The 25,810-nt window shown below is 43.9% G+C and carries 15 protein-coding genes and 4 pseudogenes; 3 read left to right on the top strand and 16 right to left on the bottom strand.

What is annotated here, in order from left to right; genetic code table 11:
• Window positions 1–264 precede the first annotated feature (264 nt).
• The 6 genes and pseudogenes from CZ367_RS13375 to CZ367_RS13350 all read right to left on the bottom strand — a co-directional run.
• Window positions 265–1,035: a hypothetical protein gene (locus CZ367_RS13375; protein ID WP_077197257.1), complete on the bottom strand. Its 771-nt coding sequence runs from the start codon at window positions 1,033–1,035 to the stop codon at window positions 265–267.
• Between the two features lie 28 nt (window positions 1,036–1,063).
• The gene (locus CZ367_RS13370; RefSeq protein ID WP_077197256.1) at window positions 1,064–2,044 is read right to left on the bottom strand and encodes a DNA cytosine methyltransferase; all 981 of its coding nucleotides are present in this window, start codon (window positions 2,042–2,044) and stop codon (window positions 1,064–1,066) included.
• Window positions 2,044–3,054, bottom strand: coding sequence for a DNA cytosine methyltransferase (locus CZ367_RS13365; protein ID WP_077197255.1), 1,011 nt, complete (start codon window positions 3,052–3,054; stop codon window positions 2,044–2,046). Before CZ367_RS13365 ends, CZ367_RS13370 begins: the two co-directional genes overlap by 1 nt.
• A gap of 2 nt (window positions 3,055–3,056) precedes the next feature.
• Window positions 3,057–4,010 (bottom strand): HaeIII family restriction endonuclease, encoded by a 954-nt coding sequence (locus CZ367_RS13360; RefSeq protein ID WP_077197254.1) that lies wholly within the window; start codon window positions 4,008–4,010, stop codon window positions 3,057–3,059.
• Window positions 4,003–4,200 carry a helix-turn-helix transcriptional regulator gene (locus CZ367_RS13355; RefSeq protein ID WP_077197253.1) on the bottom strand — a complete coding sequence of 66 codons (198 nt, stop codon included), beginning with the start codon at window positions 4,198–4,200 and terminating at the stop codon, window positions 4,003–4,005. Before CZ367_RS13355 ends, CZ367_RS13360 begins: the two co-directional genes overlap by 8 nt.
• Window positions 4,201–5,263: 1,063 nt before the next feature.
• Window positions 5,264–5,818: pseudogene (locus CZ367_RS13350) on the bottom strand (transposase); the annotation flags it as partial.
• A 367-nt stretch (window positions 5,819–6,185) separates the two neighbouring features.
• Here CZ367_RS13350 and tnpB point away from each other — a divergent pair.
• A complete protein-coding gene (gene tnpB / locus CZ367_RS13340; protein ID WP_237581752.1) occupies window positions 6,186–6,419 on the top strand; it encodes an IS66 family insertion sequence element accessory protein TnpB in 234 nt (77 codons plus the stop codon).
• 136 nt (window positions 6,420–6,555) lie between these two features.
• Here tnpB and CZ367_RS13335 read toward each other — a convergent pair.
• Window positions 6,556–6,717 (bottom strand): annotated as a pseudogene (locus CZ367_RS13335) (helix-turn-helix domain-containing protein); the annotation flags it as partial.
• A gap of 211 nt (window positions 6,718–6,928) precedes the next feature.
• Here CZ367_RS13335 and CZ367_RS13330 point away from each other — a divergent pair.
• Window positions 6,929–7,744, top strand: a pseudogene (locus CZ367_RS13330) (transposase); the annotation flags it as partial.
• Between the two features lie 170 nt (window positions 7,745–7,914).
• Here the strand turns inward: CZ367_RS13330 and CZ367_RS13325 are convergent.
• The 9 genes from CZ367_RS13325 to CZ367_RS13285 form a co-directional block, all read right to left on the bottom strand.
• A complete protein-coding gene (locus tag CZ367_RS13325) occupies window positions 7,915–8,145 on the bottom strand; it encodes a hypothetical protein (protein ID WP_077197251.1) in 231 nt (76 codons plus the stop codon).
• Window positions 8,146–8,358: 213 nt separating this feature from the next.
• A complete protein-coding gene (gene brxL, locus CZ367_RS13320) occupies window positions 8,359–10,386 on the bottom strand; it encodes a protease Lon-related BREX system protein BrxL (RefSeq protein WP_077197250.1) in 2,028 nt (675 codons plus the stop codon).
• 1 nt (window position 10,387) lies between these two features.
• Window positions 10,388–12,886 carry a BREX-1 system phosphatase PglZ type A gene (gene pglZ / locus CZ367_RS13315; RefSeq protein ID WP_077197249.1) on the bottom strand — a complete coding sequence of 833 codons (2,499 nt, stop codon included), beginning with the start codon at window positions 12,884–12,886 and terminating at the stop codon, window positions 10,388–10,390.
• A gap of 5 nt (window positions 12,887–12,891) precedes the next feature.
• Window positions 12,892–14,784: an RNA-binding domain-containing protein gene (locus CZ367_RS13310; protein WP_077197248.1), complete on the bottom strand. Its 1,893-nt coding sequence runs from the start codon at window positions 14,782–14,784 to the stop codon at window positions 12,892–12,894.
• A 4-nt stretch (window positions 14,785–14,788) separates the two neighbouring features.
• The gene (pglX, locus tag CZ367_RS13305; protein WP_077197247.1) at window positions 14,789–18,274 is read right to left on the bottom strand and encodes a BREX-1 system adenine-specific DNA-methyltransferase PglX; all 3,486 of its coding nucleotides are present in this window, start codon (window positions 18,272–18,274) and stop codon (window positions 14,789–14,791) included.
• Between the two features lie 16 nt (window positions 18,275–18,290).
• Window positions 18,291–21,821, bottom strand: a complete 3,531-nt coding sequence (brxC, locus tag CZ367_RS13300) for a BREX system P-loop protein BrxC (RefSeq protein ID WP_077197246.1) — start codon at window positions 21,819–21,821, stop codon at window positions 18,291–18,293.
• Between the two features lie 71 nt (window positions 21,822–21,892).
• Window positions 21,893–22,489, bottom strand: coding sequence for a DUF1788 domain-containing protein (locus CZ367_RS13295; RefSeq protein WP_161942335.1), 597 nt, complete (start codon window positions 22,487–22,489; stop codon window positions 21,893–21,895).
• A complete protein-coding gene (locus tag CZ367_RS13290; protein WP_077197244.1) occupies window positions 22,482–23,117 on the bottom strand; it encodes a DUF1819 family protein in 636 nt (211 codons plus the stop codon). Before CZ367_RS13290 ends, CZ367_RS13295 begins: the two co-directional genes overlap by 8 nt.
• A gap of 13 nt (window positions 23,118–23,130) precedes the next feature.
• On the bottom strand, window positions 23,131–23,334 hold the full coding sequence (locus CZ367_RS13285) for a helix-turn-helix transcriptional regulator (protein ID WP_077197243.1): 204 nt from the start codon (window positions 23,332–23,334) through the stop codon (window positions 23,131–23,133).
• Window positions 23,335–23,479: 145 nt separating this feature from the next.
• Here CZ367_RS13285 and CZ367_RS14555 point away from each other — a divergent pair.
• A pseudogene (locus tag CZ367_RS14555) lies at window positions 23,480–24,770 on the top strand (IS1380 family transposase).
• Window positions 24,771–25,810: the final 1,040 nt, after the last annotated feature.

The raw sequence follows: 25,810 nt of genomic DNA, 5'->3' as shown, positions 1-25,810 counted from the left end.
AAAGAAAATGAGCCGTTCCTTGGAGGCTTTGCGCCTCCATCCACTGGGCGAACCTCCGCAGTGTTTTCAATGGTATTAGATTTACTCTTGCCAAAACATGGTGTCCATAAAGACACAGCAAGGTATGTTTTGAGTTACTCAAAACCTTTTGGGTAACTCCCCAAAAGAAATATGTTAGTTGGGAAATTGTTCCTCCCAAGTCGAACAATTTGAAGTTAGTAACAATTTAATTCCAATGCTTTCTACGTTTTTATCTAATTTTTATCAATCCTTTAGTATCGCTAAATCTATAGGCATTACCGATGTTACAACAATACATTTAAATGGACTTGACATAACCTTTTGTTTTGCATTTTCTGAAAGCAACTCATTACTCACCTCATAAGGATGCTTATTCTCTTCAAAAGGAAGATAAATGCAAAGCCAATATTCATCACATTTGTTTTTCTTTTGATAGATAGAGTATTTGCTGTTTTTAGATTCTATACATTTTTCTAAATCTTGCCAAGGTACAGAATCCCTTCGAGCTATAGAATTGAATTGAACTATGTTTCTACCACGTGTCTCCCAAACTTTAATTCTTTTAATATGCTTAGTAGGATATATAAATCCATTAAACATATTTCTTAAATAGATTTCGACTTCTTCAGCAAATGCTTCTGGTGTTAATTTTACTTTATCTCCATCCAAATCTCCCTTATTTGTAAAATTATATCTATCAATGAAAATGTTTAACTTCTTTTCTTTGGTCATACTTTCCAAGAAGATATTTTTTTGCACTATGTTACAGACTTTGTTTTTGAACGTATTTCTCTCTACCGCATTACGTTTCTTGTTTATATTTACAGAAGGATGGCATTCCACGACTTCAACACCTATGGAGTACCCTTTTTCATCATGGAAAATGAAATCAGGCATCTCTGCCTCATATTGTTTATCATACATAGAGATATTAATTCCCAATTTATTGTTTATTATTGGAATAAGATTTTTAATTGCATTCCATTCGGAAAGTTTCTGTCGATTTGCTTCCATTTTTTACAAGTTTACATTTTGAAAATTATTAGCACATAGCTTTTCTTACTTGAACAGCGAGTGCATAGGCTAATCGTGGCGGTACTGCATTACCCACCATTTTATATCCGTCTTTTATGTCATCATATATGAACACAAAACTATCAGGAAAAGTTTGTATTCTTGCGCATTCCCGAACGCTCAAACGACGATAAAGATGCTCGCGTCCTTTTGCAAAAATTCTAACATTTGAACTAACATAAGGCATCTTTGGAGCCTGTGGATGTTGAGGCTCATTTCTTGCCTGTGCTTGAATCGTAAAAGATTGCTCATTCCAAGAACGAACACGATTGCGTGCCATATACTTTGCATCATAACTTCCTGTGTAGACATCATGATTCTTTCTTGTTGGATGTTCCGACATGACTTTTCCTTCATTGAAAAATCTTGGCTTCTCAATAATATCTCCAATAGCTTCTCTTAAAGTCACTTTTTTGCCAGACATTGCATTCGGGAAAGCAAATGTATTTTGTAGGTCATTTCGTATTCCCACGAAGAAAACCCTTAATCTATCCTGTGGAATTCTGAAGTCTGCAGCGTTTAAGAGTTGATAACTTATTGAATAACCAATAGATCGTAAACTTTCAATTATAAATTTCAACGATTGCTTGTGTTTGTCTTCAAGTATTCCCTGCACATTTTCAATGACAAAGAACTTTGGCTTTTTCAAGTTTACGATCCTGATATACTCCAAAAACAACTGACCTCTTGGGTCTTCAAATCCAAGTTGCTTGCCACCTTCACTCCATGCCTGGCATGGTGGACCTCCAATAACACCATCGCAAGAAGGAATGTCTTGGTCTTTGAGTAAGCGCACATCGGCAGTATTCAACATGGTATTTGGGTGATTTTTTCTATATGTTTCAAATATAGAAGAATCACATTCATTTGCCCAAATCACATTGAAACCAGCCCTTTCAAACCCAAGGTCAAGACCTCCACATCCTGCAAATAGTGATATTACATTCATCAATTATCTATATTGATATTATGTTGTTTTAAAGTTTCGATAATGCTTAATGCCACATGGTACGCAAGATTGACTGGGACGGCGTTACCTATCATCTTGTATCCATAATTCACTTCATCATATATGAACTTAAAATCATCAGGGAAACTTTGAACACGAGCGACCTCTCTGACAGTCATTCTTCTATATAGATATTCTTTCCCTTCAACAAATTTTTGCAAGTTCTTTTCTACCTTTATCATTTTAGGTGCCTGCGGATGAAGTTGGCATTGTCTTCCACTCGCTTGAACTGTAAACCCTGGCTCGTCCCATGACCTTACACGATTACGTGACATGAATATTGGTGAGAAAGCACCCGTAAAATATTCATTGTTTGGCACCACGCAAGCATTTCCATTTGTATGGTTCTTTTCTCTTGCAGGTATTGCAGTGTCTTGCAAATCCCAAATAGCCTCACGTAAAGTAGGTTTATGCTCTTGTGGCTTAGGGTATTCATAATCATCTATGTGCAAATCCTTGCGAAAGCCAATGTAGAAAACACGGTCTCGGTCTTCAGGTACATCATAGTCATTAGCGTTAAGCATTTTCAAATTAACATCATACCCTGCTTCATCAAACAACTCCATAAATCCACTAACAGCAGTCGCATGTCGTTTGGCAAGCATACCAGACACATTCTCTGCTACAAAAAACAAAGGTTGGGTATCACGCAATATTCTGATATACTCATAGAACAACTGACCACGGGCATCTTCAATGCCCTTTAATGAACCAGCCTCACTCCATGACTGGCATGGCGGTCCGCCAATTATACCTGTCACATGGACGGGAAAAGCATCTGACGGTATATTCCTAATATCTCCCTCAATCAATTTCGTATCGGGAAAATTAGCTTTAAATGTTGGACATATTTTTTTGTCGAATTCATTGGCAACAACAGTATGAAATCCTGCATTATGGAATCCTTTGTCAAGACCACCAGCGCCAGAAAAAAGACTAATCAAATTCATATTTACCACTTACAGTTAAAAGTTATATTTACAGCAGGAGGCATTCCTACAATCTGAACATCAAACTTCAAAGATGGTTCTACCGTATCTTTGGCGTTATGTATTCTGAATGAGAACTGCCATCCGTTATCGAAACTCATTATTACAGTCGTTTTACTTTTAGGCTTGAAATCCATATAAAGTAAAGTCGTAGGTAATTCCATTGCAGGAACTTCTAAAGACGGATTCAGCTTCTTGCTCGGTTGGTTTAAAGTTCCATACATGTTGAATGACTGTATTGTGGTAACTCTTTTATTGTCTATACTAATAACCTTGTAAAAGTCATATTTGCTGAGTAAATATTCAACCAGTTTACGAGGAATGTCAGCATTGTTCGCAACTTGCGTCTTTACTTCTTGCATAAAAGCTTTCAATAATGGCACATATACATCATCTTCCTTAGATTTCAAATCTCTAAAGTAAGTTCCATTTGATTTTTCTACTTCAAGAAAATCAAATGTTGGCTTTACAGCGTTCCAATATTCTTCGGAACAGTTAACTCCATACCATTTTTGACCAAAATCCAAAGTTTTTGCTAAACGACTATGCTTTACAGCCATGTGATTGTGCTTTATGCTTAGTCCAATCTCCCAAATAATATCTTTACGTTTAATTATAATATCACGAACATCAGCTTCTTCACCATGTTCATCGCTTTGGATATATAAATTTAGGGTATCGTCATCAACTTCTATAATATTTGGTTCTAATGCAAATATTGTATCAATAGTTGACTTCGCACTCAATGTATATAATGCTTTTTCTGCAACACTTAATGTGTTCCATGCGTGTTCAGCAGCTTCATAGCTGCTATTATGAATTATTTGTGATTTACGAATAGCACTTATTGCATTCTGCAAAGAAAGCAAGCAAATGTATTCGTAAGCACGTCCTTGGTCGTTACTTTTGCTACTCATAATTATTTATTAATTCTTTAATGTCAACGTTTAATAATTTCGATATACTAATTATAGATTCTAATGGAGGTTGCGATGTATTCGTACACCACTTTGATACAGTAGAAGGATTCACTCCTAACTGTTCTGCCAACCATTTGCTTGTTCTTTTCTTTTCAACAAGTACTATTTTCAAGCGATTAATATCCATAATAATTTATTTTTCTGCAAAGATAATGAATTATTCTCACTTTTATTCCAATATATAATTTTTTAACGTGGTTCTCGCATTCTATTTTAAAGAAATATTGTATTTTTGCAGACAAAAGAGTTGTTTGGTAAGCAAACGTATGCAATTTGCAGAATTTAGCACTGTTGCCAAATCATGTAACTACTCAGTACCCCTATGGTAAATCCATCAGAGAGTAATCCGAAGTGTTAAAACTAACCGCTCCAAATAGTAAACGAACGGCTGCCCGAGAGGACGGGAAATACCTTTTGATGGTAGCAAAAGTACGCTTATTCGCCTATGTATCAGTGTTTTGTATCTATTTTCGGAGACTCAACATAGTCCCCTACACGCCTTGGGGTAGGCTTTGTTAAAAGTCGCCATATTACATTTAACAGTCTGTATCTCAACTGTTTAAGTTTTCTAATACTCTTGCAGGAAATGAATTTACGTAGTATATTTGTAGCGTGAATGAGCAAGTGACAGACAAGGCAGATGTACTCCAGACGATAGAAAACAGATTTGCTTCGTTGGAGAAGAAGGTATCCGACCAGGATACCGAAATAAGCCGTCTCAACCGTCTCGTAAACCAGAAGGATAAAACCATACGGGAGNTTCAGTAAGCCCCTCCAAATGCTTGCCAAATAAAGAATTAGTTCCTCTGTTCTTAAAACGCTCTGTAAGTGCAAAAGCAATTCTTCTCACCTGCAAGGCTGTGAGAGAAGGTTCAAAACCAATATTGAGTAGGATGAGCGAATGTACGTGTCCAANCGCTGATGTGGAGGCCGAGGTGATTGGCAAGTCGCAGGTTGTTGACATTCCCTCCATACAACCCACCACTACGGAGCACGTGCTGCTCGGCAAACGCTGCAAATGCGGGCACATGAACAAGTGCAGAGCCTCAAAGAAGTATACCAGCCGCATTTCATACGGCCCTAATCTAAACGCCATAATTGCTTACTTCGGACATTCCCAGTACATCCCCTTTGCAAGGCTGTGCGAGATGTTGCGCGATGTATTCCATCTCCATATCAGCCAGGGTNTATCTTGCGATAGAAGGATATTTCTGTATGGCTCGTCCCGTACGCTCTACAACCTTCTCGTAGAGTTTCGTTCCACCTTTCTTTGCAATACCATCATTTATCTTCTTCAGCTCTGTCTCAAACCTTTCACGCCAAAGTTTGTTCATTGACGATTCGGTCATAGCCTTAGATGGATAGGTTATCTCAAGATAGTAGTCCTCACCTTCGGTGTGTACCTTGTTGAGCGTTATCGTTTGCTTTCGGGCGTCTTTTACCATCACGCTCTTATGGTCCTCACTGAGCGTGTAATCTTTCAGCTTGGTGCGGGATACGCAGAGATAGTTGTAACCCTTTGCCTTAATGAGATTTAGATTCTCTCCGGTTGCAATACCTGCATCCATCACAATAAGCGATTTTTCTTTTTGTACAGGATTCCTGTCTGCCAGCGTATCTATCATATCAGGCAGTGATTTAGGGTCAGCCGTATTGCCTTCCAGGATAGAAGAATAGCGTATGAAGCCCTCCTTATTGATACACAGGGCCAGGACGAGAAGTTTACAATCTGATCGCTTCTCTTTCNGAAGTCATTGCTGCGTACCAATTGGGACAGGCGAAGAATACCCTGACGCATGTCCACAGGAGTGCAACAAACCCGAAAAACATTTGTTTCGTTGAGTACAAACATAAGTTTTTCGGGCAAAGGTAGTAAAGCAAGAATGTTACACAAAGGCGGCTAATATTGGATGCTTACTTTATATCATTAATGGTAAAAAGATTGTAAGATAAGAAACACACTATTCATAGCAAAAAGAAACCACCTTTGCTCGTTGAGCAAAGGTGGTTTCTCATTAGGGTCTGCTAATTTATTTCGTAAGCATCGTAAGCATCCGACATTAGCCGCCTTTGTGTAACATTCTTGCTTTACTACCTTTGCCCGAAAAACTTATGTTTGTACTCAATGAAACAAATGTTTTTCGGGTTTGTTGCACTCCTGTGGACATGCGTCAGGGTATTCTTCGCCTGTCCCAATTGGTACGCCGCAATGACTTCAATCCTTCTGATGGTGTTGTCTACGTTTTCTACAATCGATCCCGTAACCGAATTAACCCAAGTTTAACACCTATCATCGTAGAATCTTGTNTTTGCGTGCATAGGTGCAAAGTAACAAAAAAAAATTGATATGCTGGTGTCCTACAAATCAGATTTAGCCCGTATTCAGAAAACGCTACGGCTGATTATTAAGTACTTAGCAAACCTGAAACCCTCAAAACACACTGAAAATTTATGAAAAATAATTATGCCCGTTAAACTTGGGATAAGAGTAACTATACGCTCCATGCTTGTTGCGATTGCGGCTAAGTTCACGACTTACGACTGATTTGTCCTTGTTTATAGTCTCAGCTATCTCTTTTTGCTGAAAACCTTGCTTGTGCATCACTGAAATTGTGTACCTTTGTTCTTTGGTGAGTTGTGTCATCTTCTGTAACTTTTGGAAGGGGCTACAAAGATACTAAAACTTTCCATCGGAGAGGGAGGGGAACACCCCCTCTTTTCTCTGAAAAAATATCTTTTTCGCTCCTTTTGTTTATTGCCAAAAGTTGCATTTCTTAATTGAACTTACGNGCAGGAACTCTTCCAGTCCCAGCTTATCAATGGTCTGCTTACAGAGCCATTCTGCACCAACATTCCTTGTNCAGAGCTATGCCAAGGAGATAAAGGAACTGAAGCTCGTTCAGCGTTTCAGGGGTAGGAAGAACAGCAAGGCCAAAGTCAGGAAGGCCGACAAGCGGATGCGCACCATTGCGGGCAGGTTGCTCAGGGAGCTGCTTCGCCTGCTGCCCGATAGAAATGCCTACCAGGAGCGGATTGACATCTGCATGAGGCTTGTCAACGGCGAGCGGTTGGACGGCCATAAGATCTACTCGCTTCACGAGCCAGACGTGCTTTGTATCAGCAAGGGAAAAGAGGGCAAGAAGTACGAGTTCGGCAACAAGGTCTCCATCGTCAGACTATGGGACGGACTCATCATCGGTGCGCTGTCATTCCGCAATGAGTATGACGGCCATACGATAGACAAGGCAATGGAGCAGGTTAGGCGGCTGTATGACAGGAAAATAAAAACACTTGCCTGCGACAGGGGATACCGAGGACAAAGCATGAGCGGGCAGACACAAATCATAATTCCGGACACGCCCAAGAAAACAGACTCACGGTACGCCAAGAACAAAAAGCACAAACTCTTCCGCAAGCGGGCAGGAATAGAGCCTGTCATTGGCCACTGCAAGGCAGACCACCGGTTGGGGAGGAACTTCTACAAGGGTCTCTTCGGAGACTCCATCAATGTTATGCTTGCAGCTGCCGCATTTAACTTCAAAAGAGCCATGAGGCTTCTTTTGTGCCTAATTGAAAGAGTGATGATGTGGTGCTGTGGGAGGCTGAACTTAAATTTTCAACACCAATTCTTCCCGCAGGGCTATATGAAAAATGCGATGTCGCCTTTTTGAGGGTCGACTACGTAGAATTTAGAACACCACATGAGTGCTTTTACGAACTAATTAAGTAAATTTGCACTTGCTTGTTGAATTCACGAAGTTTTACCGGACAGCAATACTTTTTTTTAATGTTAAAGGAATTTCGTGGACAGTAGTGAAGCTCAAAATCTAACAAAGCTAATTTATAGAACCAGCCATAATCCTTTAGTTTCAAGAGTCTTACTAAAGTTGAATATACGGTTATATTCTTCGGGCGTTCCTGGGCAGAAGTTCTTTTTGAAGAACACCATTGCTGGCTTACCTTCTTCGATATGTGATTGTAGTTCTTCTACAGTACCGCTTTTATGTGTTGATGTTGGAGTATCAAGTTTACCTGCAAATAAACAGATGATAATGTCGCTATTATCTATCATTTGCTCATTGATAATCTTTTGGGGTCTTTACCCATCATTGGATAAGAATTCTTTGATCAATGCGTAGGGAGCAGAACAATTCCCATTGAATGAGAATTGTCTGCATTCCAGCTATGTATAACATCGAAAATAGTGTTAACCTCTTCTTTAGATATGTCAGAGGGGCAACCAATCATAATATTATAGACGTTTGCTTTATACATACGTTTTTCTTTATTTTATCCCGAGAGCCTTAAACGCAGCATCTACGGGAGTTGAATATACTTCTAAACTAAACTGAGCGATGAGGTCAGCCGGCACTTTGCCATACTGAATCATATCAGCCACAGGGGTGAGAATGCGTTTGGCACCGGCATCGGAGGCTATTTGCAAAGCACCGGCGAGGTCAGTGGTGGGAATGATGGTACCACCAATGGACATGGAGCCAAGTACACACATCTGAGGTTGCACAGGACGGTTTGTCAAGCCCGATATGAGTGATACGAGGACAGCAAGTTCAAGGCCTTGCAACGTGCCGATTCCATTAATGTCGGTCGCTTTGAGGTGCATCTCGTTCTCTCCGAATTGAGCCGATTGTGTGATGCGCGATAAGTTGCTACGGCAGTAGTTCACCGCCTCCTTCAGTTCATCGCTGATGGCGCTGCCACTACCAAAGCCTGTATGGGTGAACTTGCCATTGCCCGGCATCACCTGCAGATCCAAGCGTACAAGACCTATCTGGCCGTCACCCGGCTGATGAGCAATACTGTAGAGTGCTCCGGGTTGCAACTCACCTTCCGGAATCAAGGCCGATCCTCCATTCTCTGGCGTACTCACAAAATGCTCCTCACCATCTTCCAAGTCAATATAGCTGAAGTGTACATCGTAAAACTCCAGTCCGCCTATTTTTTTTAGCTGTTCCTTGATGCGACGACGCCCCACTAAGGCATACTCCAAACATTGGCGTACATCCTCTTTCTGATAGCTACCATCCGGAAAGAGCAATTTCAGCAGACCACTCACGGTGCGCTTTACTGCGATCGTATCACGCTGGTTCAAATCCTTGCCTAAGCAGAAATATTTCTGGATAGCTCCACCGAAGTTTTGCTTGCGTAGCTCACGCAGGCATTCAGAAAAATAGTCGGAGATGAAACCATAGGCATCCGTGAAAAATTCCGGACGCATCTTGGGAATTTCCCAACCGGGCAGATAGTGATGAAAACGGTCGAAGAAGGCCGTATCAATCATCTCCTTGGGAAAAGGAGAAAGCAGATGACTGACTCTGACCATGTTTTCGATGCTGCCATTGATGTTGCCCACAAACACCATCGAAGCATTGGCATTGATACTTTCCTTACCACGGCTGAACGAACCGTTGGCCATGTAACCCTTCATAATCTGAATGCCGTCTTTGTCGTTCATGTGAATGCCTGCCACTTCATCGAAGGCCACGACATCCCAAGTGCCTACCAAACCCACTTGATGACGGCCCATGTTGTAGAACAAATTGGCCACCGTGGTCTGTCCACCTGAGATGAGAATCGAATAAGGCGATAGCTCATCATAGACATACGACTTACCTGTACCTCGTGGTCCCAATTCGCAGAGATTATAGTTGTTCTCTACAAACGGAATCATACGAGCTACCAAGTGCCAGCGTGTCTTTTCGTCGAGGTTCGATGGCTCCATGCCCACACTCCGGCAGATTACTTCAATCCATTCCGTGAGTGTGAAGTGCTTGCGGCCGTCCACGTAGTCGTCCATATCCGTGGCTGGCATCTGTATCGGTTTGAGCGAAGCGATGGTAAAGGGGCTTCCTTTGCTGTTTTCATCGTAGAGGTACTCCATATCGATGATGCACCAAATGCCGCCACATAGCAACTTCTCATATTTCTTGATGTAAGCATCGTCTATCAGCACCTTACTTATGTTGATATTGAAGATGTTTCCCTCATAGCAGTCGGTATGCTCATTGAGTTTGGCCGATACCTTGTCAATAATCTTGTAGCGACCCTTCTTACGGATTTTCGACTTAATCTTCTCCGCTTCATCCGGACGTACAAAGTTATTGGCCAGCACCTGTTTCACCATGCTTACCCCTTGCTCAATATCGTCTTCATTGTCGGTGGCGCAATACATGCCCAGCAGGTACTCCAACACATAGCTTGGCACATTGGCACCTTCCTTGATACTTTTGGTGAGATCCTTGCGAACGACTTTACCACCATAGTATTCGTTGAGTTTTGCGTCTAATTCATTCATATTACCATTCCGCTTCAAACATCACACTTACCTTGTATTCTTCTTCTCTGTAGGGTGCAAACTGGTCAGAGTTCTCCACCTGTTTCTCCATGCGAAGCGTCACCGTCTGTCCGTTCAGTTTCGAGATGATGTTCTTAAACTTGAACGTATGCTTCTGTTCACGCTGCATGGAATCGGTGTTGGCACTATCAAAAGTCAGCATCACCTGGTCGGAGATGATTTCACTTTCAGCCGAATAGAAGCCTAACCGGAGAGTGATGCCTTTTGTCTTCTCCGTTGTCTCTTCCGTTTGGTAGAACTTCACCGACTGGCTCATCTGCGTGATGCGCGTCTGCTTGCCAAGAATATCCACATCCACCTGCTTCACGTCCGTTTTCTTCTTCACGTTGACATGCAGTACTGGTACGGCCACTTCCTGCGGCATGCTGCCACCATGCACGAAACGTGAGCCTGAACCTTGCTTGCGAATACGGCTCAATCCCTTACAGATTTGAATATCTACACCAGCTTTGAGTCCTACTTCTTCGCTCTTCCAGCTCTTGGCCCCATTTCCATCCCAAAGACCATGGCCAATCACGAAACGGCGATTTTCGATGTAGCAAGTACCTCCTTGGGCCTTGAAATCGGTAAAGTCCGTTTCGTCGAGCTCTTCGTTTTGGTAGATATAGCCATGGTCGGCTGTGATGAGGATGTTAGTACCATTGCTTGAACTGATGACCTTCACCAGTCGAACAATCTTATCCATCTCGTCTTCAGTAGCTTTGAACACATTCGTTTCCGTGGCCAATGCATCGCCAACCTTGTCAATGGTATTGCTGTAGATATAGACGAGATCGTAATCCTTTACCCAATCCTTGCAACACACCTCCAAGAAGTCCTCTGCTTTGATGGCGATACTTTTAGGTACGCTGGCCTGCAACACCTTGGTACGATTGGTCGTTCCTTGTGTGCTCACACCATCTGCAAAGACTTCTGCCGATTCTTTCTCGTACGACAGTACACGATGTGGCAAAAGCGCTGCCATGCCCAGTTGGGTATAAGAGGGTTGCACGCAAAGCATCGCCGGCTTCAAGTTGGTCTCCATACGGTTTTCCTGCGCTATGCGGCCTTCCAGTTCCACCATCGTTTCGTAGCGCAACGCATCGCTGATGATGACAAACAATCGTTTGCCCTTCTGCGTGAAGGGTGCCACATAGGTAGTGAAGAAGGTGCGCTGAGAATAAACGCCAGAGATAGACCAACGTTCCATGGCATCCACCACCGGTTGCCACTTGGCAGCCAAAGCCGAAAGAAAGGTATTGGTATAGACCTGCTGCACCTTGGGCTTGATGTCACCAATCAAGTTCGTACTCTCAGCCAATTTCGCCTCACGGAAGAAATGACGGTAGTGTTGGTCAATCACATACAGATCACTGGTGTAGAGTTTAAACCCTTCTTCGGCAGAAATGATGCTTAGCCCTGTCGCCAGCTTTTCGATAGCTTCCAGCAAACGTCGAGCCTCCAAGAAACCATTAATCGTATGAGCGGCTACACTGAAGAATATCTTGTTACGACGTTCTTCTACAATTGCTTCCAGCTTCTCAGTCGTGATGGTGCCATGCTTCACTTCCTTGTGGATATACTTGGCGATGACCTTATCCACACATGGGAAGGTTTCGATGCGCACCAGCCGTTCGATAGGTTCCCCTTGAATCTGCTGCATGATGCCCAACTCCGTTTCCAGCTGGGTAGCCCAAAGTTTGTACATCTCGCCGTACTGACGGCTGTCGCGCCAGTCGCGCATAAAGATATGAGCCTCGTTGGTCAGCTTGCTTTGGCCCAGGATGCTGGCCAGCTCGTCTTGGAACAGCACGATGACGAGATCCTTCACTTGGCGGGCCTTGTCGTAGCCAAAGGCCTTCTCGGCCATCTCCCAATAGGTAGCCAGCAAGTTGTACTTCTCCAATCGGTATTGCAGGTCGCTCTTCTCGTGGATGCACTCATCCGCCAACATATAGGTCAGCAGGTCATAGGTCGCAATGGGCGTATGAGCCGCTACGGCCAGCATTCGTCCGATAATGTCAGCCCCACTCATGCCTGCGCTCACTTGCTCGGCCAACTTCTCACGATGGCGTGCCACCTTGAAGAACTCTAAGTGCTCATCGATGATGCGCTCTTTGAGTTCCATGGGGATGTTGCACTCCGTAGCGTAGAGCGAAGCCATATCGGCACTAAACTTCAGGCCCTCCATTTGCAGGTCAAGCAGCCAGTTGTTCTCCTTCGTAGGCTCTGCCTCTTGGCTGTAAATTAGGAAACCACGTGCGGGCTGGTCGCCATTTACGATGCGATGTTTCAGCGAGAAGGCGTTGTGTGAGAGCGTGAGTACTTTCACGCCCTCCACAACTAAACCCGTGACCAGCTCTTCCATCGCGCCTTCGGTATCGTACCAGAAGATGTAACGATACTTGTTGAACTGCTCACTGAGCACTTTCTGTATTTTGTCTTTATTTGATTCTGCCATAGCATTTATTCTTTCTTTTTGTACTTTTGGCTTGGATGATTAGGTGTACCTGGATATAGCATTTCTATCGTTTTATCCGTAAGAAGATTTGGAATGACAAAACTTCTCACATAAGCTTTATTTCTACCTAACCTATAGGCGATCTCATCCAATGTCACCCATTCTCTGGCAATTTCCACCACTGCTGCTCGCATTTCATCTGCAGAAAGTCTTTTCTTATACTGCTTGTTAGGTGAAGAGGTTGCCATATTGGAATCAGAGGTTGCTATATTACCGTCCGAGGTTGCTATATTAGCATTGGAGGTTGCTATATTAGCATTGGAAGTTGCCATATTAGTATCGGAAGTTGCTATATTAGCCTCTGTCCGAAAGACATTCAACTCCCCTTCGGGTAGATAATACCTCATACCTCGTCCATAACCTTGAGATTCAAGGAGCTGATTATGGCACATGAGTTTTAATAATTCTGAAATTTGTGCTTTATGAAGGCTGAGCGAATAGCGCAATCTTTCATTGGTCACAAATCCCTCATCACTTGCCAAAGCCAATACAGACAACACATTGTGATCGAATGAATTGGCTGCGATTCCAAACTTATGCTCCAGTTTTGCCTTTGCATTCTCTGAAAGAAGAGATTCCATAGGCATCGTCAGAACCACCTTGTCAGGTTCCTGTTTGATGTCTATTTTGGGTGCTCGCCAGTTGGATTCTTTCCATCCCTTCATAATCTTATCCGTACCACTGCCCGCCTTCTCGGCTACACCCAGCATAGCGAACATTTTCTGAAGAGACTTGTTACGGCATACACTTTCTCCACCCGTATAATACTGATCTTTGGAAACAAGCATCGTACCTGGATTGGAGAATATAAAGCCATTGGCATTATGTCTGACCACAAGTGAAGCGTTTTCAGTATAATCTGCATGAATACAAAGGTTGATAAGGGCTTCACGAACAGCTACATGAGCTGGCGTTTCTTCCCTGCGAATATTATCTTCTAACTTGAACGGTTTGGGCAACACGGATTGTAATCTTGGAAGTACTCTTTGATAGAAGTTAAATAGATTGGCTTCCCATGTGCCATCTGGCCAAATGCGGTTGGTCCATCTTACATCTTCATCCTCGGTCAGATGTTCCTGATAGTCAGGAAAGAAATGAGGAGCACACTCGGGATCTGTTATTGCCTGGTTTTTGCCGAACATGAGCAGTCCTGCCAAGGTAAAACCTTCTTCGCCTGTCTGACGATCTTTGCGATAACCGCCTAACATGCGCAGCAACTCCACATCATCGTAGGACAACCAAGGATGATCAGGTGAAGAGAGCTTAAATAGCTGTCTGTACTTATTCAAAGCTTCCTTGTCTATATCATTCAATGTATAGTTTTTCAGAATACGACAATCCACAGGATGTTGCTCATCTGCATCTGCAAACATGCGCTTCACCTCTCGCTCCGTACATTTATAGTCACCCTCATAGTTGCGTTTGAAGGTTCCATTATAAGGATTTGTAGTGCGAAATATTGGGCGTTGCTCATTGCTTGCCCTGGGTACAAAGAATAGCATGAATTTATAACCTTTATATTCGGGTGTCGCCACATCCGCTTCCTTCATCAGATTACAACTAATGGTGGAACGGTTGTTCATATTGGTCCAGAAGTCCTTTTTGTACTTATCTATCTGAGCGTCTGTTAGTCCATTCAAAGAAAACTTTCCGTCCTTTTCTTTTACACCGAATACAATGGTTCCGCCATCCGTATTGGCAAAAGCAGAGTAGGTATCCCAAAAACTATCCGGGAAACCTCCTGCCGCACTCTTAAACTCGATATCGTCACACTCTGTCTGGCTGAGCAGTGTGTCAAGATAGTCGCTAAAATCCTGTATGTCTCTTACTTCGATCATAACTTTAATCTTCTGATTTATCCAGTCCTTTGATGGGTTCCACCAGCGGATAGTACTTGGGATAGTTCACTCGCACGCCATCATCGAGGTCGATGGTGAGGCGCTGAGTGGACATCTGGGCAAGGATGGTGGCGAACTCGCGGACTTCGCGCAGGGCGGCGGCATATTCGTCGGCTTGCTTCGTGGCTTTGTTGCGCTGGGCCTGACTGAGGTCGTCACGCACGGCTTGATCCTCGGCTTCCCGCTTCTGCTGCTCGATCTTGTCAATGTAGGGCGTCACATAGTCGGCATGGAGCTTGGAGAGGGTGTCGCTCTCGATGCGATGCATATACACCAGGGCCTTGAAGTAACCCTTCTTGTTCTTGTCACCCATCTTCGAGGAGAAGAGCCAGTAGATGGGACGCTTCTGATACATCTTACCATCGATATGGTTAGCAAAGAAGTCCTTAAAGAGGTAGTCGCGGAGGCTCTTGCCTAAGGTCTGTTCGAGGTACTTCAGGTTCTCTTGGAAGTGGGCTTCTCCAAAGAGGGTCTTGATGGCTCCCTCGATACGTACGGTCATATCATCGTTGAAATATTCGCCTTCGAGGATGGGCACAATGCCGTCGTCGTCGATGAGCAGGCGGCCTTCGGCTCCATTATCGATGCCTTCCACTTTAAGGCCAAGGCTCGTCAGGTCTTGGTGCTGCGAGGCGATGATGAGGCCGGGGCGATCTACGCTGTAGCGACCCATAAAGCAGCCTACGAGGTAGCTGATGAGTTGCTTGATGATAACGGCATCGTTCCACACGATCTCTCCGTCTTCGATGTCAATCTCGCCTTTTTGCAGGATGGTGATTTCATTCAAGGGAACATCAGGGGTGAGCTCGTCTTGCAGATCGTAGATATCGATGAACTGACGGTTGAGTTCTTCTTCATTGGTGTGGAGCTGCATAAACAAGGCTGTCCACTTGGTATGATACTTATCTACGAGGTCACTCAACAAGACGTTTACGTTAGTGCAAGCGGCTTGCAGCGATGCAAGGTGCTTGAGGTCTTCATCAGATTGGCCTATTAGAGAGAGGAGTTCATTCTGTTGAAAATCCCATGAGGTTTCGTGAGAGTCCCAGTCTTGCTTAGAGATGGAGATACAATCTACTGCATGTTTTTCAACTTCATTATTCTTATCCTTTGTATATGGAGATAATCTAACATCTCCAACTTGAAATGTAAGAGTTGGACAAAGAACGGAAAGAAACAGGTCAATAGCTTTGGAGTTCAAATAAGCTAATTTATATAAAAGATCTGTTTCTGCAAATCCCATCGGAGCATTACAATCAAAAATGAAACCTTTAGGCGTAAATCGAGAATTAAAATGTCCGTTGCCCAAACGAGGAAAAGCTAAACCTTCCTTAAAATACAAATGCCTAGATGGTAGCCTGTTGCCCATTTGAGACAGAGCATTATAAGAGTTCTCATCAAAGGAAAGCACATAGTAATTATTTCCAAACCATTTGGGAGCATCTCCACCTTTATTGTATGGAAACCATTTCTTAGAAGATTCTATAGCTTCGTTTATTGAATTAAATTCAAATCCCATAGTATTACTATTGATTTCATGCCAAAGCCTAATAAATCGCTCGTTTGATCCACTAGCTAAGCCCTGTCTAATTACCAAATTGTCATCATTCAGAACTTGATTTTTCCATATAGAAACAAGTTTTTTATTCAACCAAAATCCCAAACGGTAACCTGGAATATCTTCGAATTTTTCCTTTGAGATATTGGAATAATAAATATTGTCTGTTTGATCTTTTTTAGCCTTGAGAAATGTTGATTCTTTATCAGCAGAACATTTACCACCGATTAATCTAAAAAAAACACTCCCACTATTTGAAGAATGATTAGCTAATATAAAAGTTGTGCATTGCACTATCTCTCCACTAATTTCATCAAATGCATGAGCTCCTAATAACAATAATGAATCTATATAGCATGAGATTAATAAATCTTTACGGAATTCATCATAGGAAGATAAAAACATCCATGATAACATATTTATCATTCCGACTTTCCCTGCTTTAGAAACAAGTTCTAAGCATCGTTCCATAAATGTCGCCATAACATCACCTTTGGAATTGGGAAAATGCTCAGAAACATAGCCTTTCAACTCATCTCCCATTCCTTTCCCCAAATACGGCGGGTTCGTCACCACGCAATGATACTTCCCGCTCAGGTACTCCGCCTGTTTTTTCAACATCCGTTGGCGTTCGACAAACAGTCCTTCTTCCACCTGAATCGCGGCACACTCCTCCGGCGAAATCTGAAGCAGCGAACCAATGGTATCTACATACTCCATCTGCCACAGGGTTGATTTGCTGCTCCAGTCACCGGTAGAAGCAATCGTATCGTGGTCAATCGTTTGGAGCGCCATCACATTGGGCTGCACCGGACGACGAAGGTAGCGACTATGGTAAGCACGTGCCTTCATGGTCAGTGCAAAGCACGCCAACTGGTAGCAACGACGGTCGATGTCGATGCCATAGATATTGTGCGTAAGAATCTCTGCAGGAATTTCATGCGTCTGATAACCCTCCTCCTCGTACATCTTCGTGAAGAGGTCGAAAGCATAGACCGCAATATGGCCACTACCCACGCAGGGGTCGATCAGGCGGATGTCCTTCACGGAGTGGATGTCCTCGGGGATCACGTCTGTCTGCCCTTCGGGCGTAGGGATATAGTAAGGCATCTCATCCACCAAGCGGCTCTCGGGATGGAGTGTCATCCAGATGCGGCCCAACGAGTTCTCCACCATGTAGCGCACCACCCAGTGAGGCGTGAAGAGCTGGGTGGCAGCTGCCTGCTCATCGCTCTTCAGTCCACCTTTCTTCGATTTCTTGGTCTCAGCATCTGCCTTGCGGTCGGTGATATAGAACTGATAGAGCCAACCCATCACCTCCACATTCTGACAATCCTCGTCCGTCATGCCGCGACGAATGTCCGTCACGAAGCTCTGCTCCGACAGCAGATCATCCGGCAGGAGCAGTTCCGTATAGTCGCTGATATGCTCAAAGAGGAAAGGCATCGACGCGCCATAAGCATTGCACGAAGCCACCAATAACTTGCGATAGAGCTTGGCCTCCGGTAATGACAAGTCCTCGGGACGCAGGTGAAGATCCTCATCCACGCTGCCTGCCATAGCATTTTGCAAGATCTCCGGACGCATCTGCCCAGTGCCCGGTGTCACCACTCGGGGCGAGGTATATTCATTAGCATCCATAAAACGGAGTGCCATCACGCGGTTGAACCACGTATAAGCCACTTCTTCTACCACAAGGTCACGCCCCTTGGCGGCGATCTCGTCTTTCAGTTTCTGAATCTGCGACTCAAAGCCACGGAGTTCAGCCGTGTCCTGAGTCAGGATATATTCCATCTTCGTAGCAATGAGCGAACGAAGTTTGATGCGGGTTTGCTGCGCAAAAGTTTTGAGTGCAGCGGTATTTGTTGCCATAAGCGTTAGGCGCAAGTTAGTTCAACATAATGTTCTTGTTATCACGGATAAAGGACAGCATCTTGGTGCGAAGGGCAGCCAGATATTGTTCCACATCTTCCTCGGTCTCCAGCACGGGCTTATCGAAGTCCACATTCATGGCTTTCGCTCTACCTACTACCGCCTTGATGGTGTGGGCAGGAGTCGCAGGTGTCGATTGTCCGCCTCCTGCAGCCGCAGGTTGTGCGGGCTTGGTAGCTTGCTCTTCCACCCAAGCGTTGATAGACTTCACGCTATTGTCGTAAGCCCTATCGATGTCCGACTTCATGGCTTTGAGGTTACCGATGAAGCGGTCTGTTTGGGCTATGTCTGTCAAAAGGGTAAAGAAACTCTCCACCTGCGTACGCAACGTATCGGGTATCTTCGTGTAGGCAGGAATTGCCTTGATGGAAGCCAGCTTGCTATTGATGGCTGCTATCGCTTCATTGCGAGCTGCGGCCTGCAATTCCTCGATTTCAGTTTTAATGGTCTGAATCACTTCATTGGCTCTTGTCATCAACTTCCAAGGCTCCTTGCTCTGGTAGATGGCCGTCAGCGCCTCACGCTGTTCACGGGCTACATACGAGAGGTTAGCTTGGTTGCCGGTAGTCCATACTTCCACCTGCTTGAAGATGTTGAACTGTGGACTCTTGGTAAAGTTGCGAATGGCATCGGCAATGTCAAGTTTGTCGTCCAGTGTATCCTCCAGCTTCTTCTTGTTCTGATAAAGGCCCGGGTAAATGAGGGCTGAAAGTTCGCAAAGCGAATCCATGACTTCATCCAAACCTTTGACGAACTCAAAACGATGGCGATCGGAGAGCAAACGATACTCCTCCATATCACGTTTTAGACGCTCAATGAAGGCTGTATGTACATCCTTGGCACTCTGAGCGGTGCAACTCTCATCGTTGAAAAACTCTTTATAAAAGCCTTTCAACTGATTGACCTGTGCAGGGGTGATGGCCTCTTCAATATCTACCAGGGTGGTGGCTTGCTGCATCGAGTTGGTCAAGGCATTATAGAGGTCGCGATCGGCCACGGGTTGTCCATTGCAGCGGAACGAAATCTTGTCCAGCTTATAGAGCTTCGCAATGATGCAAAGAATAGCCGTCTCGTACCAACCATAGGTATTGCCCTTGAAATATTCTACCAAATCTTTAATCTTCGTACGAACAGCTATGCGTTTTTGCTTACTGATTTCGTTGAAGATTTCCATGCTGCAAGCATCCTCCTGCATTCCACCAAAGACTGACCCTGTGGTGGTGCTATTGATAATGCTCTTGAGCATGGCATCATCGTACTCGATGGTGAGCATCTTCAAGTTGGTATAGACCTGCTCTACAAGGCACTTCATAGCATCGGTTAGACGATTTTTGATGTCTTGCGAATGGATGTCGGTGAGTTCGTTGCCACCAATAAATAATTTGGCAGACTTGGTAAGTTGTGTGAGGCGATCTACGATAGCTTCGCGACGACGGCTGTTGACACGACGCTTATCCGAGATAATCTGCTGACGATAGCCTTCATCATTGCTGGAGAGCAAACGAGTGAGACATTTGTCGGCCTTCTTGAACATCACGAGGTCGTCTTGCAGGTCCTTATCTTCACCCAACACTACAATGAGTTGATTGGGGTGACGCATGGAGTACATGCACAGATTATTGCGGTCAGTCTCGCTGAGGTTGTTGAGCGGCGTGAGGAAATGGATAAACATCTCTGCGTCACGGCCATCCTGCACCTCATCAACCATTCGACCATAGGGGAATATCTTATAGGCAGAGAGTTTAATCTTGGAATCAGGGAATATCTCATCGCGGAAGATTTTCTTCAACTCCTCATTGGTGGCTTCCGGACGAAGTTCTTCATTCTTGATTTCAGTCTCAATATCTTTTTCTTCGTTGGTCTGATAGTGGTACTCTTCGTTAGCCCCTTTTTCGATGTACGACTGGCGCACGAGCTTATTCAAAGCTTCGTGGATGTGGCTGCGATAAGCAGGGAAGTCGGTGTCGAGCGTGGGCAGCATCACACGAGTGATATTGTCGAGCGTAGAGGGGAATCCCTTGACATATTTCACTAAGAAGAGCGTTTTGAGCACCTTCAAGGCGAGTTCGTTGCCCAAAGTGCGCTCTGCCTGCTGAATATCGTTGGTAATTTTAGTTTGTAGCACACCGCGCAAGCCTTCGTACATGTCGCAGAATTGCACAATCTGACTCAAATCCTTGTCCTTGTATTGCTGGGCCACGGCTTGGGTGATGGTGAGCATGCTTCGTTCACCTACCGACTGCTGCTTACCACTGAAGGCATTGTTTTTGCTCAGCTCGATGATGGAAGCCTGCAGGAGGTCGAATTGATAATCCACGAAGGGGAAAGAGATGGCAAATTGCTCATCGCTCTTATAGTTATTCTTAAACTGGCTCTGGTCGCCAAAGTTGAAGAGGCTGCGGATGATGTTCTTCTGCTTGTCGTATTCGAGGCAGAGCTGACGGTTAGGCTCGTCCTTCTTTTCGAGCAGACGACGCTGAATCACCTCATCGGCATTGGCGCTGGTCAGGTTGATACGGGTGGTGAAACGGCCTTGAATACGCGAGAAGTCATAGCTCTGCTGCGCATTCAGGTCACCCACCGTGGCATCCATATCCATCTGCGAAGTCACTACCAAGAAGGCACGGCCCTTGGTTTTGTCAGTCAAACCTTCGGCTATGGTCTGGAGGGAGAGCATACGATGTACGTCCTTGCCGATGAACTGACCCACCTCGTCGACAAAGAAGATGAAACGGCTACCGGCCGGCTGTTTGGCCAAATACTCCTTCACAATGGCCACGAAACCATCAATATCCATCTTGAAACCCTGAATCTGCGCACGAAGGTTCTTCTCGGCGGTATCCTTGTCGGTACTTTCGAGTTCGGCCACTACCTCTGCCAACTTATGGAGGTTGAGTAGGATGGACTTGCGGTCGTCTTCCCACGCCTTTCCGAAGCGTTGCTGGTACATTGCTTTGAGATGTTGGTATTGGCCCTTATTATCGAAATAGCGTTCGATTTCTGCAATTTCAGGTTTCTTATCGTCATAACCAAACTTCTTGTTGAACACCTTCAGGAAGATGGTGAGCACTGGATCGCTGGCATTCTTTCCGAAGCCATCGAACAACTCCTGGATATTAAACAAAGCACACTCAGTAGGCACTTTGCAGGCCTTCTGAATCTGTCCCTCCAGCTCAAAATCGTCGGCCGCTTTTTCTGCAAAGAGGTCGCCACAGAGACGGCCCTCAATCTCGTATTTGTTTTCAAGAACATAAGAGAGAATTTTCAGCAAGTGAGACTTACCACTACCGAAATCGCCGGAAATCCATACACAGTTGGGCTGCCGGGGTGGCACTAACGTATTAAACAAGCAAGGCAGCAGTTTAAGCTGTTCACCTGTAATGACATACTCTGTGATTTCGTCTTTGAGTTTGGCCACGCTGTCGGCCTTGATTACGCCGTCGATTACGCGGTTAATATCCTTCTTGTAAATTTGTTCCTGTATCATTGTTTTAGATTTTATCAAGTGTAACTTTTAGGCTGGTTCTATAAATTAGCTTTGTTAGATTTTGAGCTTATTTATTCGCTTACGCTCATCAAGCTTAAGCAGTCATCGAGGTTGTGGCCTCTATAGTAGTTCTCATCCGAAATGATTCCGAAGAGAGAGAGTTGTAAGTTGTTGTACTCGCCAGGGAAGAAGAGAATGAGCTTGTTCCCCTTGGCCAGTTCGTCAATATTGTTTAAGATGCCATGCGAACGCACGAAAGGATAAGCACGTCCTACGCCTGTGATGAACACATAGTTGGGGTTCTCAGTCTGAATACGTTCACTGATACGAGGGATTACCACCGATTTCATATCTAAAATGCTGTCAATCGTAGAGACAATATCTTCGGATGCGATGTTAGGTTCTTCTTCCAGAATGGTTTCTAACGCACCTTCTTCCTCCAACAGCGTCATGCAGAGCTGATAAAGGTCGATGGTGAGGGCTGTTTTCCCTTTCTTGGAAAGGCGCGTGGTCAAGCGTTCTGTTTGTGCATTCAGTTCAGTCTGTCCCGCATTGGGGATAGGCTGAATGAACAACGGTAATTCTCCGCCCAAATTCTTGCCGAAGTCGGGTGAAATGAGCTTCTGATAAACCCCTTCGAAGAGGGTATCCATATCTATATTATTCATACAAACTGCAGGCATTATTGATTTCGTTATTTGAATAGAGAAAAGCAGCCAACCATTTGGGATTGTCTTTGACGATGACCCGTTCGACTTTTTCTGAGAGGTAAGGTCGCTGAATCAGCCCCGTATCGATAGACTCTATGAGCTCGGCTTGCTCTAAGATGCGAAAAACCACTTGACGAATCTTTGCAACCGTGAGATCGGTGATTGCTTCCAGCTCGGGATGCACATATTTCTTTTCATTAAAAAACTCATTGAAATTAGCGTGCGTCACTCGTTCTTGCATAGCGAAGAAACAGTCGCGCACATTCACGGAGATGAAATCAAAGATTAGTGCATGTGCCTTGCAAATGGCCAGCAGCAACATCTGTCGGCGAATAAGCACAGTGCTGTTGGCCAACAAATCAAGCTCCTCTTCATTCAGCACCGAGATACGTTGTTTCACCAGCGAAAAGAAGCGTCGGTTGGTACTGACCTTATCTTTGGCCATTAGATTTTGCTCGAAAGTAATGGTTTGGGTCTTTCCCCAGTCGCATCCACTCTCCAGATAGGCCTCGGCCACGGCATAAGTCTCATTCAAGAGAAGTGTGCCAGCTGTAAAGGTCAAGTTGTAGGTTTTCTCTGTCTGCATCGTCACTCTCCTCTTATTTTTTAGAGTCAACCAATAAATCTCTGATATTGACATCCAATAGTGAAGCTGTCGTTGACAACACTTGAAGATCTGGTTGAATCTTATTTATACACCATTTTGAGACTGTCGTTGGATCCTTCCCTAATTGAGAAGCCAACCACTTTCCCGTGTGCCCGGTTTCTGCGAGCACAGCTTTTATTCGATTAATCTTTTCCATATTCCGATAAATACCTTAATTCCGTAGCATAAATTCTTGTGAGAACTCCAAGTGCCTGAGAAACAAAGTTCTCAAAACACTTGGATATGTCAGAAATTTCACCTATCTTGGTGCTGTAAACATAACAAGTAAGCAAAAAACTAATATGGCAAAGGTAGCAATTAAAAACGAGAATATCACTTCTTTCGGTGGAATTTATCATATTATGGACGTTTTCTCAAAGTTGGGCTTTGAAAAACTTACCGAATCTGTATTGGGCAAACGTGGAAGTAGCGGCAAAGCATTCTGTTATGGAAGTATTTTCGGCTCTCTCTTCTTCAGTTACCTTTGTGGTGGAGAATGCCTTGAGGACATCAATGCGCTTATTGGGCAGTTCAAGCAGAGACCTGATACGCTGTTACCCGGTGCCGACACTGTGGGGCGCGGACTAAAGGAGCTTGCTGAAGAGAACATTGTCTACAAGAGCGAGACCTCCGGCAAGTCGTATAGTTTCAACACGGCAGAGAAGCTGAACACCTTACTATTACGGATGATACAGAGAATGGGGCTTATAAAGGTGGGCAGTCATGTAGACTTAGACTTTGATCACCAGTTTATTCCAGCCCACAAGTTCGATGCAAAATATTCTTACAAGCAGGACTTTGGCTATTTCCCTGGTTGGGCTTCCATTGGGGGAATCATAGTCGGAGGTGAGAATCGTGACGGAAACACCAATGTGAGATTCCATTAAGAAGACACGCTCCATTATGGACCGTGTAACCTCAGAACTTGGTGTGGTAATAGAGCGTTTCCGTGCTGATTGCGGATCGTTCTCAAAGGAAATTATCCAAACCGTAGAGCAGCGCTGCAACACGTTCTATATACGTGCATCCAACTGCGGCAGCCGACACGAGGACTTCCGCCAGCTGAAAGAATGGAAGAGTGTTGAGGTTGATTATGAGAGATGCGATGTCACCTCCGTCAGCATAGACAACTTAATAGAAGGAAAGTCATACAGGCTTGTCGTACAGCGTAGTCCTTTGAAAGACAAGGATGGCAGGGAGCAGACAGATATGTTCGGAGTAATATACACATACCGCTGTATCCTCACCAATAACTGGATATCTACCGAGAAAGACATCATTACATTTTATAATGAGCGTGGAGCAAGCGAAAAGAACTTCGACATACAGAACAATGACTTCGGCTGGTCACATCTTCCATTTTCCTTTATGGCTGAGAACATGGTTTTCATGATGGTTACCGCCATGCTGAAGAACTTCTATCTCGTCCGTCATATCAGCGATAAGGTCAAGCCATTGAAAAAGACAAGCAGGCTGAAAGCCTTTATCCTCCATTTTGTCAGCGTACCAGCAAAATGGGTGCGCACTGGAAGGCAGAACGTTCTGAACCTATATACAAATAAAACCTACTACGCTGAGGTCTTCATTGAATAAACATCATTTCTTTGTGGCTTTTCATACTTCCCCATTGGTTTGGGTGGGGGATTTTATGCTTAGAAAAGACCAAAAAACACCGAAGTACCTCATATCAACATATAGAGCCCCAAAAAGACATCTCAACATATAAAGTTTTCTCACAAGAAAAAATACTGCGGAATTAAGGAATTTGTCAAATAATGCTGTAAAGAAATCGCAAAACAACCTTTACAGTTGCATCACCAACGCTAATTCTGCACTTCTAAAACGACGTTTTTACTAAAACTTTTTGGCGCATCTTTACGCACAAAACATCATTTAGCACAATTGTGCCCCACCAACCTTATATTTATTGTCGGTTATTCTCTTCATATTTTCTGATTTATAGAACGGAAATGTTAATTCATCATGCCATATTTCACAGATTTAGAACATAAAGACATATTGCACACAAGATTGGGCTAAATTTGTGTGCAATCGTAAACACTTAATAAACAGAACATTAACACACATAATAAGTAATATGTGCAAAACAATGCACCCGAAACTTTGGAAACATAAAACTATAAAAACGACAAAACCAACAAAATATGCGGTGTTTCGTGGTATTTTAGCAACCTAAAGTTGAACTATGAGCCCACCAAAGTTGAACTATGACAATGCAATACATATATGTTTGAGGCTCCCAAACTTAAACTTTGGGAACGCACAAATCAACAATACGTGTTTTGAAACTATAAATACGAAATACAAAACAATTCTATTTCACAGATTGAAATGTTAAAATGAAACAAACAGAGGGTACGCAAGTTCAACATAGAACTGCAATTTCAGGTGTAGGTTTAGCTTAATAATCTATACCAGAAAACACCGAGGGATTTGGGGCGAGCAGCCCCCATGAGTGGAAAATCAACAAGCAATGCTTAAAAAATAAAAAAGGGAGACCTCTGTCTCCCCAAGATTAATTAACTTTGTATTGTGAAATATCATCAATTAACCTCGGAGCAAAGGTACACAATTTTTGTGCTACTCCAAAATGAAAGTAGTGGGTATGAATG

The sequence above is a fragment of the Prevotella ihumii genome, from assembly GCF_900155655.1.
In the GTDB taxonomy this organism is placed as follows: domain Bacteria; phylum Bacteroidota; class Bacteroidia; order Bacteroidales; family Bacteroidaceae; genus Prevotella; species Prevotella ihumii.
Note: the sequence above shows the minus strand (reverse complement) of the source record. Positions and strands in the feature narration are given on the sequence as shown.